This window comes from Rhodanobacter geophilus (assembly GCF_040812275.1).
GTDB classification, from domain to species: Bacteria; Pseudomonadota; Gammaproteobacteria; order Xanthomonadales; family Rhodanobacteraceae; genus Rhodanobacter_A; species Rhodanobacter_A geophilus.
In genome coordinates this window covers 129,079-141,521 of the sequence record NZ_JBFOHL010000010.1, presented here as the reverse complement: position 1 = coordinate 141,521, position 12,443 = coordinate 129,079, and the positions used below count along the sequence as shown (strand labels likewise).

At 67.8% G+C, this 12,443-nt stretch carries 8 protein-coding genes; 3 read left to right on the top strand and 5 right to left on the bottom strand.

The window, feature by feature from the left end:
* Nucleotides 1-15: 15 nt before the first annotated feature.
* The 5 genes from ABQJ56_RS12425 to ABQJ56_RS12405 all read right to left on the bottom strand — a co-directional run bounded on the left by ABQJ56_RS12425 (nt 16) and on the right by ABQJ56_RS12405 (nt 7,749).
* Nucleotides 16-960 carry an electron transfer flavoprotein subunit alpha/FixB family protein gene (locus tag ABQJ56_RS12425; RefSeq protein WP_367845321.1) on the bottom strand — a complete coding sequence of 315 codons (945 nt, stop codon included), beginning with the start codon at nt 958-960 and terminating at the stop codon, nt 16-18.
* Nucleotides 961-1,085: 125 nt separating this feature from the next.
* A complete protein-coding gene (locus ABQJ56_RS12420) occupies nt 1,086-1,832 on the bottom strand; it encodes an electron transfer flavoprotein subunit beta/FixA family protein (RefSeq protein ID WP_367845320.1) in 747 nt (248 codons plus the stop codon).
* A gap of 101 nt (nt 1,833-1,933) precedes the next feature.
* Nucleotides 1,934-4,000 carry a glycoside hydrolase family 99-like domain-containing protein gene (locus ABQJ56_RS12415; RefSeq protein WP_367845319.1) on the bottom strand — a complete coding sequence of 689 codons (2,067 nt, stop codon included), beginning with the start codon at nt 3,998-4,000 and terminating at the stop codon, nt 1,934-1,936.
* A 52-nt stretch (nt 4,001-4,052) separates the two neighbouring features.
* On the bottom strand, nt 4,053-6,068 hold the full coding sequence (locus ABQJ56_RS12410) for a glycosyltransferase (protein WP_367845318.1): 2,016 nt from the start codon (nt 6,066-6,068) through the stop codon (nt 4,053-4,055).
* 76 nt (nt 6,069-6,144) lie between these two features.
* Nucleotides 6,145-7,749: an electron transfer flavoprotein-ubiquinone oxidoreductase gene (locus tag ABQJ56_RS12405; protein ID WP_367845317.1), complete on the bottom strand. Its 1,605-nt coding sequence runs from the start codon at nt 7,747-7,749 to the stop codon at nt 6,145-6,147.
* A gap of 228 nt (nt 7,750-7,977) precedes the next feature.
* On the opposite strand from ABQJ56_RS12405, the gene ABQJ56_RS12400 reads away from it, so the two are divergent.
* The 3 genes from ABQJ56_RS12400 (at nt 7,978) to cysC (ending at nt 12,443) form a co-directional block, all read left to right on the top strand.
* Nucleotides 7,978-9,375: an amidase gene (locus ABQJ56_RS12400; RefSeq protein ID WP_367845316.1), complete on the top strand. Its 1,398-nt coding sequence runs from the start codon at nt 7,978-7,980 to the stop codon at nt 9,373-9,375.
* 258 nt (nt 9,376-9,633) lie between these two features.
* On the top strand, nt 9,634-10,551 hold the full coding sequence (gene cysD / locus ABQJ56_RS12395; RefSeq protein WP_367845315.1) for a sulfate adenylyltransferase subunit CysD: 918 nt from the start codon (nt 9,634-9,636) through the stop codon (nt 10,549-10,551).
* Nucleotides 10,551-12,443, top strand: a complete 1,893-nt coding sequence (cysC, locus tag ABQJ56_RS12390; RefSeq protein WP_367845314.1) for an adenylyl-sulfate kinase — start codon at nt 10,551-10,553, stop codon at nt 12,441-12,443. The genes cysD and cysC overlap by 1 nt, the downstream gene beginning before the upstream one ends.

The following is a 12,443-nucleotide window of genomic DNA, read 5'->3' as shown; positions in this document are numbered from 1 at the left end:
TTGGCTATGGATAAATCAGCCAATGGTCTGCTCTAGCTCCGGGATGATCTTGAACAGATCGCCCACCAGGCCGAAATCCGCCACCTCAAAAATCGGTGCCTCACCGTCCTTGTTGATCGCCACGATGGTGCCGGCGTCTTTGATGCCGGTGAGGTGCTGGATGGCGCCGGAGATGCCGATGGCCATGTACAGTTCCGGCGCGATGATCTTGCCGGTCTGGCCCACCTGCAGGTCGCTGGGCACGTAGCCGGCGTCCACCGCGGCGCGTGAGGCGCCCACCGCTGCGCCGAGCTTGTCGGCGAGCTTGAAGATGATGTCGAAGTTTTCCTTCGAGCCCACGCCGCGACCGCCGGAGACCACCTTGCTGGCGCTCTGCAGGTCCGGCCGATCGCTCTTGCCTGACTGCAGGTCGACATAGCGGGTGTGGCTGGGCAACGCTACATCGAGGGCAAGTGCTTCGACCGGTGCGTTGTTCGCGCCATTCGCGGCGGCCGGCCACGAGGCGGTGCGGATGGTGGCGACCACGGTATGCGCAGGATTGGCCTCGACGGTGACGATGGCGTTGCCGGCGTAGATGGGGCGCTTGAAGCTGTGCGGGCCTTCCACGCTCATCACGTCGCTGACCTGGGCCACGCCGAGCAGGGCGGCGACGCGCGGCGTCACGTCCTTGCCGAAGGTGGTGGACGGCACGAACACGTGGCTGTAGCCGGCCGCGGCCTGGGCGATCTGCGGCGCCAGCACGGCAGCCAGCGGGTGGGCGTTCTCGGCGCGCTCGACGGTCAGCACGCGGCTCACGCCGTCGATCTTCGCGGCCTCGGCAGCGAGTGCGGCGACGCTGTCGGCCAGCACCAGTACGTCGATGGCTTCGGGCTTCACGGCGACGGCGGCGCTGACGGCGCGCGCCGTGGAGGGGTTCAGCTTGCCGCCAAGGTGTTCGGCGATGACCAGGATCTTGCTCATGGGATGGAATCCTCGTGTCGCATCATCTGTAGGAGCGACTTCAGTCGCGATGCTGATGCTTTGATGCGGAGTCCAAAAGCATCGCGGCTGAAGCCGCTCCTACAGGCGTGGTATGGAATGGGGGGTTACAGCAGGCCTTTCTGCTTGAGGGCCGCGACCAGCTCGGCCGCGTCCTTCACCATCACGCCCTTGCTGCGCTTGGGCGGTGCGGCGTAATGGATGGTCTTGAGATGGTCGCCGCTGTCGATGTCCAGCGAGGCCAGCTCGATCACGTCGATGGGCTTGCTCTTGGCCTTCATGATGTCGGGCAGCTTGATGAAGCGCGGCTCGTTGAGGCGCAGGTCGCTGGTGACGACGGCCGGCAGGTCGACCTCGATGGTTTCGAGACCGGCGTCCACTTCGCGTGTCACCGTGGCCTTGCCGTCGGCGATCTCGACCTTGCTGGCGAAGGTGGCCTGCGGACGGTCCCACAACGCGGCCAGCATCTGGCCGGTCTGGTTGGCGTCGTCGTCGATGGCCTGCTTGCCCAGCAGCACCAGGCCGGGCTGCTCCTTCTCGATCAGCTTGAGGAAGGTGCGCGCGGCGGTGAGCGGCTGCACGGCACCCGCGGTGGTGACATGGATGGCGCGGTTGGCGCCCATCGCCAGGCCGTTGCGCAGGTGGGCGGTGAGATCGGCGGGACCGATGCCCACCACCACCACCTCCTCGGCGAGGCCCTTCTCGCGCAGGCGCAGGGCTTCTTCCAGCGCGATGTCGTCGAACGGGTTGGCGGAAAGCTTCACGCCGTCGGTCACCACGCCGGTGCCGTCGGGCTTGACCTGGATGCGCACGTTGTAGTCCACGACGCGCTTGTAGCCGACCAGAATCTTCATCAAGGTTCCTTCGTTTGCCGGCGCCGGATGGGCGCGGAAAGCCCGGATTTTAACCCGAAGTGATCTTCCGTGTGGCTGGGTACGGGGCGGCGGAAGGAGAATCAGACGCGCGGCAGGTCGCGTTTGGCATATGGGTAATCACGGCGAACCTGTGGTTCGCCGCAAAGTGTCGCCGCATCTGCGACGTGGAAGCCTGCATGGCGTGCCGTGGAGGCAAACAGGCGCTCGACGGCATGTGCCAGTGTGCCATCGATTTGACCATGCTCGGACTCGAACGCCTGTATTTCCAATTGGGCGTCCAGCAGCGGGCGCAAGGCGGCCAGCCGAACCCAGAGCATGCTGCCGGCAACGAATTCGTCGCTGTCGCAGGGGGCGTCCATGCCGATTCGTACGGCAAGGTAATCCAGCGTTTCGCGATTGGCGCCGAGGTAATGCCCTAGCGGCTGGATGTGGCCCTCCGCCGCGATCATGCCCAGTGATGGGTCCGTGTCGAAGGCGGCAGCCAGGCGCGGAGCACGTTCCGGTGCAAGCAGACGTGTCACCAGCTCCTGTCGCCAATCCTTGCCGTCTGCGCGATGGGTGGAGCGCTTGGTGTGCAGTTTGAGCACAGCGTCCACGCCTTCGTCGAGCAGATGATCGGCGACATGCAGGAAGGGCAGGATGTCCCGCCCGCGGTTTTCGATTACCACCAGTTCATGGGCCAGTCCGCTGCTGTCCAGTACCGAGCGAACGGCTGCTGCGCATTCCGGCGCGGTGGTTACTACCAGTCGCCAGTCCAGCGTGCTGGCACGCAAGGCGTCCAGCAGTTCGCCCAGGACTTCGGGGTACCAGGCATGGATCACTGCACAGGGGCGTGTGCTGGCCAGTGTTGGTGTGCTCAGTGCGGCACGCGTCGCATGCAGCCAGGCGTGGCCCAATCGCATATCAGGTTCGAGCACCGCGCCTTCGGCCCATTCGTTCCAGGCATTGATGAAGACCAGTGGTGAGGTGTTGCCGGGTTCGCGGCGGCGAGCCGCGGCGATGGCATGGCGCAACCAGCCGCAGTAGCCGCGCGGCGAAGCATGAACGAACACGCGACCTGCGCCGCTGCGACGGGGTTCATTGTCCCAGCCGGGATTGACACATGGGTGCAGTGGATAGTCCGGATCAGCCCGCGTCAGCGCTTCGCTGGCAAGTTCGCGCCAGTCCAGCACATCGCCGCGGAATTCAGGGTTGATCAACCGCTGCCGTGCCGTGATCGGTTGCAGGCTGGTGTTGTTGGGCGGAAAGGCCACGGCGCTGTCGAAGCCGATGCTGCGCGGATCGATGTTGTCGAAACTCTGCACGTAGGCGAGGTGGATTTCACCCAGGCCATTCGTTGCGCACCATCGCCGCCATGTTGCTGCGGTCGCGGCGGGGTCGGGTAGCAGGCCGGGACGGTACACCAGGAGCAGGGGCTTGCCGCCCGTGCGCAGGTAACGCGTATCGCGCAGATAGGGGGCGATGTGGCTGATGAAGGCGAGATCATCTTCAGGGGAGTGCTGCTGCGCGATCAGCACCTGGTCGCCGCGGCCATCCCAGCGGCGTGACCAGTTCTCGTTGGCCCAGCAGAGGCACAGTGGCAGATCCAGCGAGGTATCGACCAACCATTGCTGCAACGGCTGTTCGAGCAGGGTCTTGCCGCCAAACCAGTAGAAATAGCTGCAGAAGGCGCCGATGCCGTGTTCGCGTGCCAGCGCCATCTGCTGGCGCATCGCGTCGGGCAGGCGCAAATCGTAGAAGCCAAGCGCGCCTGGCAGACGTGGTTGTGCATGCCCCTCGAACTGCGGCAGCGCGCGCGTCACGTTGCGCCACTCGGTGAAGCCGTCGCCCCACCAATGATCATTCTCGGGAATGGGGTGGAATTGCGGAAGATAGAAGGCAACCAGGGTGGCTGGCAGCGGATCAGGCAGCGGCGCGGAATGCGGCTCGCGATAACCGATCGCGCGACCGCCTGCGTGCAGCAATGGTCGCCGCGCAGACCTGTTCGCGGATGCCTGCCCTCGCGGGCCGGACGGCATCAGTCCGGCGTGCCGCTCCAGAAAGCGCTGGCGCAGGCGGTCGCGCGTGGCGGTAGGCATGGGGATAAACCGAAAGCCCGCGCGCAGCACGACGAAGAGGCAGCGTTTGGCGAAATCGCGAGCGAACATGGTTGGCCTGAAGGACGGTGGTGCGGAAGCATCGGCGCTGGAGTATGTCCGGTCAATCCAGTGCGTGCCGCAGTGTGGCGGCGGCGGCGGCGGCGGAGAAGTGCCTCCGCACGTTGTCGAGGCCGTGAGTCGACAGCACCTGCCATCGCGCTGCATCACCCTTCAAGCGCGCCACGGCCGCGGCGAAACTGGCGGCATCATCTGCGACCAGTACATCCAAGCCATCGGACAACTGCATGCCTTCCACGGCAACGGTGGTGGCGATCACCGGTACGCCGAAGCTCATCGCCATGTTGATCTTTCCCTTCACGCCGGCACCGAAACGCAGCGGAGCGAGCGAGGCGAGGCAGCTGTCCAGCCATGGCGCCAGGTCGGGTACGCGGCCATGGAACTCGAGGCCGGGCGAGGCCAGTTCGCGACACACGGCGTCGGGTATGTCCCCCAGCACGTGCAGGCGCATGCCAGGCATGGATTGACGTATCCGCGGCAGAATTTCATGGGAGATCCAGCGCATCGCGTCACTGTTCGGCGGGTGGCCGTAGCCGCCGATGAAAACCAGGTCGCGGCGCTCGGCATGCGGACGTCGGCAGCCGCGCACATCGTGGATGTTGGAAAGCAGTTCCACGCGAGCGGCAGGCAGCAATTGCCTCAGCAGTGCCTGCTCGTGCGGGCTGACCACGAAGCTGATGTCGGCCTGTTCGATCAGGGCCAACTCGCTGCGGCGCGAGTTTTCGGCCTGTTGGCGCATGGCATCGCTGCCGGCCAGTTCCGCGGCGCGTTGTTCGCGCAGGAAGTGCAGGTCCACGGTGTCGAACAGCAATTTCGCCTGCGGCGCATAGCGGCGCACCAGTGCTTCGTACTGGCCGGCAACGGTGTGCCGGCACAACATCACGGCGTGCAGTTCGCCACCGTGGCGGCGCAGCCAGTCGGGCAGGTTGGTGATTTCCGGCTTGCACAACACTTCGCAGCCCAGTGCACCCAATGCGGCGATTTCGCCGGATGTGGCGCGGCCGTCGTCGGGGCAAAAGGCCACGCTCCAGCCTTGCCCGTCGAGGATGCGCAGGATGGCGGCGAGGCGCAGCGAGCCGGAATCACGGCCAGGGTCGGGCGTCATGGCATCCACCACCAGCACGCAGCCGCGGCGGCGCCAGCGAATTGCGCGTTCCAGCGGGGTGCCGGGCGGCGCCTGGTCGATGAGTTCGGCTTTCCATTTGTCGACGAACTTCGCCTGGTTGACGCGCTGGAAGCGCTTCATGCCGTTGTCGAGATCGGTGCCGGCGCTGATGCCTTCGCAGTGGATCACCGTGCTGCTCGGCTCGTAGTAGGCGCGCAGCCCGAGCTTGCGCACCGCAAAGGCGAGGTCGGTATCCTCGTAGTAGCCGGGTGCAAAGCGCGCGTCGAATCCACCGACGCGTTGGAACACGTCGCGAAGGATCATCAATGCGGCGCCGGAGACGTAGTCGGCTTCGCGGCGGAAGCGGAAAGCGGCTGCGCCGCGCGACTCGAAGCGCCCGACGTTCCAGCAGCTGCCGTCGGCGAAAACCAGGCCGCCCGCTTCCTGCAGGCGGCCGTCGGGATAGACCAGACGACTGCCGGCGATGCCGCACTCGGAACGCTCGGCGAAGCAGCGCAGCAACGCATCCAGCCAGCCAGGCGTCACCTGGGTATCGTTGTTGAGGAACAGCAGGAATTCGCCATGGGCCACCGCTGCGCCGGCATTGCAGCTGCCCACGAAGCCGAGGTTTTCCGTATTGCGCAGCAGGTGCAGGCCGCTGATCTGCGCCAAGATGGCGGCGCTGTCGTCGGGCGAGGCGTCGTCCACCACGATGACCTCGAACGGCGCCTGCGCGCCGTGCCTCGCCAGCGAGCGCAGGCAGGCCAGGGTGTAGGCAAGCTTGCCGTGCACCGGTATCACGATGGACACGCGTGGTGTGTCCGACACCGGCAGCGCGAACGGTGCGAACGGCTCGTCCAGCGGCAGCAGTTCCAGGGCATCGTCACGTTCAGGGAGTGACTGGAACTCCTGCCGCATGCGCGCCAGCGTGCCGCGCCAACCGCGCAGCGCCACGCTGGCGCGGGTGCGTTGCGCGAGGTAGCCCAGGCGCTTCAGTCGCCATGACAGCTTGCCGCTCAGCGGAAGGCCCTCACAGGTTCTGGTAATTCGGCCCCGAGCCGCCCTCAGGCGTCACCCAGGTGATGATTTCGTACGGGTCCTTGATGTCGCAGGTCTTGCAGTGCACGCAGTTGGCGGCGTTGATCTGCAGGCGCCTGCCCGCTTCATCCTGAACGATCTCGTACACGTTGGCGGGGCAGAAGCGGGTGCAGGGGTTGCCGTATTCCTTGCTGCACTGGTCGATGCAGATGCTGGTGTCGGCCACGTGCAGGTGGATGGGCTGGTCCTCGTCGTGCTCGGTGGCGGCGAAGTAGACGCCGGCGAGGCGGTCGCGCGGCGGCAGTTCGCGCGGCTGCACGTAGTCGCGCTTCGGCTCCTCGCATTCGCCCAGCTTGTGCAGGCTGGACCAGTCGGCCTTGTTCTTCAGCGTCCACGGCGAGCGGCCGCCGGTGACGGTCTCCCACGCCGCATTCAGCAGGCCGAACCACAGGCCCTTCTTGAAGGCGGCCTTGATGTTGCGCACCTTCTTGAGTTCCGCCATCGCTTCCGAGCCGCGCAGCCTGGCGTCGAAGCCGGCGGGATCCAGCCCGCTGGCGGCGAGGTGTTCGGCGGCGAGCATGCCGCTGCGGATGGCCTGGTGGGTGCCCTTGATCTTGGGCACGTTGAGCAGGCCGGCGGTGTCGCCGATCAGCAGCGCGCCCGGCATCTCGCACCTCGGCAGCGACTGCCAGCCGCCGGTGACGATGGCGCGCGCGCCGGCGGAGAGGATGGTGCCGCCCTCCAGCAGGCCCTTCACGTGCGGATGGTTCTTCCACTGCTGGAAGGCCTCCCACGGCTGGTAGTTCGGGTCGCTGTAGTCGAGGCCGCTGACGTAGCCCAGCGCGATGCGGTCCTGGTCCAGGTGGTAGAGGAAGCTGCCGCCGTAGGTGTGGCTGTCGGCGGGCCAGCCGAAGCTGTGCACGATCTTGCCGGGCTGTGCGCGGCCGGCGGGCACCTGCCAGAGTTCCTTGATGCCGATGGAGTAGCCCTGCGGGTCGCTGTCCGCATCCAGCTTGAAGCGCTTGACGAGCTGCTTGGTGAGGCTGCCGCGCGCGCCTTCGGCGAGCACGGTGACCCTGGCCTTGATGTCGATGCCTTGCGTGTAGCCGGCCTTGTGCGAGCCGTCCTTCGCCACGCCCATGTCGCCGATGCGTACGCCGGCGACGGAGCCGTCCTCGTTGAACACGGTGTCGGCGGCGGCGAAGCCGGGGAACACGTCCACGCCCAGCGCCTCGGCCTGCGGCGCCAGCCACGCGCACATCGCGCCCAGCGAGACGATGAAGTTGCCGTGGTTTTTCATCCCCGGCGGTACCGGCAGCTTGCGGCCGCCGGTCTTGCTGAGGAGCCAGAATTCGTCCTCGCCGGCCGGCACGCAAATGGGGGGCGGGTTGTCGCGCCAGCCGGGCAGCAGGGCGTCCAGCGGGCCGGGTTCGATCACCGCGCCGGAGAGGATCTGCGCGCCGATGGTCGAGGCCTTCTCGATCACGCACACCGTGGTGTCGGGCCTGAGCTGCTTCAGCCGTATCGCGAACGACAGCCCGGCCGGCCCGGCGCCGACCACGACGACGTCGTATTCCATGGTTTCGCGTTCGCTCATGGCGGACTCCGGCAAGCTGCAGTGGGCGGTCGCGGCGTTGGCCGGCGCGACACGTCGAATGCGCTATTGTCCGGTTTCGCGCCTTGCGCGGCAAACGAGGCTGGATGGGCTTGCGCAAGCTTCACGGGTGGTGGCGATAATCCGCCCACGCCTATTGAGGAGTGCGGCCAAGGATGGCCGCTTCTTGATCTTCGCGTTCATGGATGGGCGCACACCCAAGGAATGCCGATGAGTTCGCTGCCGCCGATCGCCGACCCGGACCTGCGCCGCGCCACCGTATGCCAGTTGCTGCACTGGATGGCCGCGGGGCGCACCAATCCGCAGGCGCTGGCCGAGGCCTGCGGGGAGGCGATCGATCGCATCAACCCGCAGCTCAACGCCTACGTGGGCCTGAGCCCGGGCCTGCTGCAGGAACAGGCGCGCACCGCCGAGCATCGCCGCCGCGACGGCGTGATCGGCCGGCTCGACGGCATCCCGGTGGCGATCAAGGACAACCTCGACATCGCCGGCTGGCCCACCCGCGCCGGCCTGCCCGGGCGCGAACAGCCGGCGATGGACGACGCGCACGTGGTGGCGCGGCTGCGCGCCTCGGGCGCGGTGCTGCTGGGCAAGACCAACATGGACGAGGGCGCGCTGGGCGCGGCCACCGACAATCCACACTACGGCCCCACCCACAACCCATGGAAGCACGGCTACAGCGCGGGCGGCTCCTCCGGCGGCTCGGCGGCCGCGGTGGCGGCAGGCCTGGCGGCGGCGGCGGTGGGTTCGGACAGCCTGGGTTCGATCCGCATTCCCGCCAGCTACTGCGGCGTGTACGCGCTCAAGCCCACCCACGGCGAGATTTCCACGCGAGGCCTGGTGCCGGCGGCGCGGCGGCTGGATGCGGTGGGCCTGCTCGCGCGCAGCGTGGCCGACCTCACCGTGCTGCTGCAGGTGCTGGCCGGCTACGACGCCGACGACGCGCGCTCGCGCCGCCGCCGCGTGGCGCTGGCACTGCCGGACTGGGAACCGGGCAAGCTGCGCACCGGCCTGCTGCCGGACCTTGCCGCAGTCGGGGTGCAGCCCGAGGTGGCGGCGCTGTTCGAGTCGGCGGTGGCGAAGCTTGCCCACGCGCTGGGCGAGCGCCGCACGGTGGACTTCGCCGACTGGGATTTCGCGCGCACCCGTCGCGCCGGCCTGCTGCTGATGGAGGCGGAGATGCTGGGCACCTTCGCCGCGGATCTGGCCGACACCCGGCATCCGGTGTCGCCACGCTTCCGCGAGTTGCTGGGCTATGCCGAGCACAAGAGCGCGGCCGACTACGCGAAGGCCGACCGCGTGCTCGACGCGGCCGCCCTGAAGATGCGCCGGCTGTTTTCGCAGATCGACGTGCTGGTGCTGCCCACCACGCCGCAGGGCGCGTTCCCGCTGGGCGATGCGGCGCCGGACAACCAGGCCGACCTCACCAGCTTCGCCAGCCTCGCCGGTTGCCCCGCGGTGAGCATCCCGATGGGCACGCTGTCGAACGGCCTTCCGGTGGGCCTGCAGCTGGTGGGCGGGCGCGGCTCGGACCTGCGCCTGCTGGAACTGGCCGCGGTGTGCTCGGCCACGCTGGATGCCGATCCGGTTTATCCGGCGATAATCTGATTCGGTCCGACGAATGCCAACCCGCAGGAGCGGTGTAGGAGCTTCAGCCGCGACGCTTTTGGGGATGGGGCGCGAATCGCGGCTGAAGCCGCTCCTGCGCGGGCTCTACCGTCGCGCGAGGATGCGCTTTGGCGCCATATGCCATCCGGCGCGCTTCCCCGCCGGCATGGTTGTTTGGGCAATCCGCGGCGCTCGCGTAGCATGCCCTTTTGGCCCGCCCTGCGGCAGGCCGTACATCGCCACTGAAACCGGCAGTCCATGAACGCTCGTCTTGCCCCCCGCACCGACCACCTCGACGAACTCGAGGCCGAGAGCATCCACATCTTCCGCGAGGTGGCGGCCTGTTTCCGCAAGCCGGTGATGCTTTATTCCATCGGCAAGGATTCCTCGGTGCTGCTGCACCTGCTGCGCAAGGCGTTCCATCCCGCGAAGTCGCCGATCCCGCTGCTGCACGTGGACACCACCTGGAAGTTCCGCGAGATGATCGCCTTCCGTGACCAGGTGGCCGCGCAGGGCGACGTCGAGCTGCTGGTGCACATCAACGAGGACGGCCTGCGCCAGGGCATCTCGCCGCTCACCCACGGCGCCACCGTGCACACCGACGTGATGAAGACGCAGGGGCTGAAGCAGGCGCTGGACAAGTACCAGTTCGACGCGGCCATCGGCGGCGCGCGGCGCGACGAGGAGAAGTCGCGCGCCAAGGAGCGCGTGTTCTCGTTCCGCAACGCGCAGCATCGCTGGGACCCCAAGCACCAGCGCCCCGAGTTCTGGCACACCTTCAACACGCAGATCCGCAAGGGCGAGAGCGTGCGCGTGTTCCCGATTTCCAACTGGACCGAGATGGACGTCTGGCAATACATCCGCCGCGAGAACATCCCGGTGGTGCCGCTGTACTTCGCCAAGCCGCGGCCGGTGGTGGCGCGCGACGGCGCGCTGATCATGGTGGACGACGAGCGCTTCACCCTGCGCGAAGGCGAAAAGGTGGAAACGCGCATGGTGCGTTTCCGCACCCTGGGCTGCTACCCGCTCACCGGCGCGGTGGAATCCAGCGCCGCCACGCTGGACGAGATCATCCGGGAGATGGCCGATTCGAGGAGTTCCGAGCGGCAGGGGCGGGTGATCGACCACGACCCCGGCGCCTCGATGGAGCGCAAGAAGCAGGAGGGCTATTTCTGATGGATGCCGTGACCGCACCCGCCACCGGCCAGGGCCTGCTGCGCTTCATCACCTGCGGCAGCGTGGACGACGGCAAGAGCACCCTGCTCGGCCGCCTGCTGTACGACGCCGGCATGGTGCCGGAGGACCAGCTCGCCGCGCTGGCGCGCGACAGCCGCAAGCTGCATGCCGACGCGGGCGACACGCTGGATTTCGCCCTGCTTACCGACGGCCTCGACGCCGAGCGCGAGCAGGGCATCACCATCGACGTGGCCTACCGCTACTTCCACACCGCACGGCGCAGCTTCATCGTGGCGGACTGCCCCGGCCACGAGCAGTACACCCGCAACATGGCCACCGGCGCCTCCAACGCCGAGCTGGCGGTGGTGCTGGTGGACGCGCGCAAGGGCCTGCTGCCGCAGACGCGCCGGCACTCCTACATATGCAGCCTGCTAGGCATCCGCCAGGCGGTGCTGGCGGTGAACAAGATGGACCTGGTGGGCTGCGACGAGCGCGTCTACCGGGAAATCGCCGAGGCCTACCAGGCGCTGGCACAGGCGCTGGGCATCGCCAAGGTCGACTGCCTGCCGGTGATCGCGCCGGGCGGCGACAACGTGGGTGCGCGCTCCACGCGCCTGTCGTGGTACCAGGGGCCGACCCTGCTGGAGCTGCTGGAGGCGGCCGATACCACGCCCGCCCGCGCCGCCGACTTCCGCATGCCGGTGCAATGGGTGAACCGGCCCGACCAGAGTTTCCGCGGCTACGCCGGCACGATCTGCGGCGGCCGCGTGGCCCGGGGCGAGGAAGTGGTGGTGCAACCCGGCGTGCAGCGCGCGCGCATCGAGCGCATTGTCACCGCCGACGGCGACCTCGACAGTGCGGGCGAAGGGCAGGCGGTGACGCTGTGCCTGGACCGCGAGCTGGACGCCAGCCGCGGCGACGTGATCGCCGACGCGCTGCGCCCCGCGCCGGTGGCCGACCAGTTCGCCTGCCACGTGGTGTGGCTGGGCGACAACGCGTTGCTGCCCAACCGCACCTATTGGCTGAAGATCGGCACGCGCACGGTCAACGCGCGGGTGATGGCGATCAAGCACAAGGTGGACGTCAACACGCAGGCCAAGCTGGCGGCCCGCCACCTCTCGCTCAACGAGGTGGGCTACTGCACGGTGGGCCTGGACGAGGCGATCGCGTTCGAGTCCTACGCCACCAACCGCACCCTGGGCGGCTTCATCCTGATCGACCGCCAGACGAACGCCACCGTGGCCTGCGGCATGCTGGACTTCGCACTGGGCCGCTCCGCCAACGTGCACTGGCAGCACGTGGACGTGGACAAGGCCGTGCGCGGCACCAGCATGGGCCAGCGCCCGCTGTGCCTGTGGTTCACCGGCCTGTCCGGTGCGGGCAAGTCCACCATCGCGAACCTGGTGGAGAAGCGCCTGCACGCGCTGGGCCACCACACCTACCTGCTGGACGGCGACAACGTGCGCCACGGCATCAACAAGGACCTCGGCTTCACCCCCGAGGATCGCGTGGAGAACATCCGCCGCATCGGCGAGGTGGCGCACCTGATGGTGGATGCGGGCCTGATCGTGCTGGTCAGCGCGATCTCGCCCTACCGCAGCGAGCGCCGTTCGGTGCGCGAGCTGTTCGACGCGGACGAGTTCGTCGAGGTGTTCGTGGACACGCCGCTGGCCGAATGCGAGCAGCGCGACCCCAAGGGCCTGTACCGCAAGGCGCGCGCCGGCGAGATCCGCAATTTCACCGGCATCGATGCGCCTTACGAGGCGCCCGAGGCGCCCGAGGTGCATCTGCATACGGCGGGCCAGCGCGCCGAGCGGCTGGCGGAGCAGCTGACCGAGCAACTGCTGGAACGCATCGTCGCACCGACGGGCGATGGCGATCACGTCTCCTGA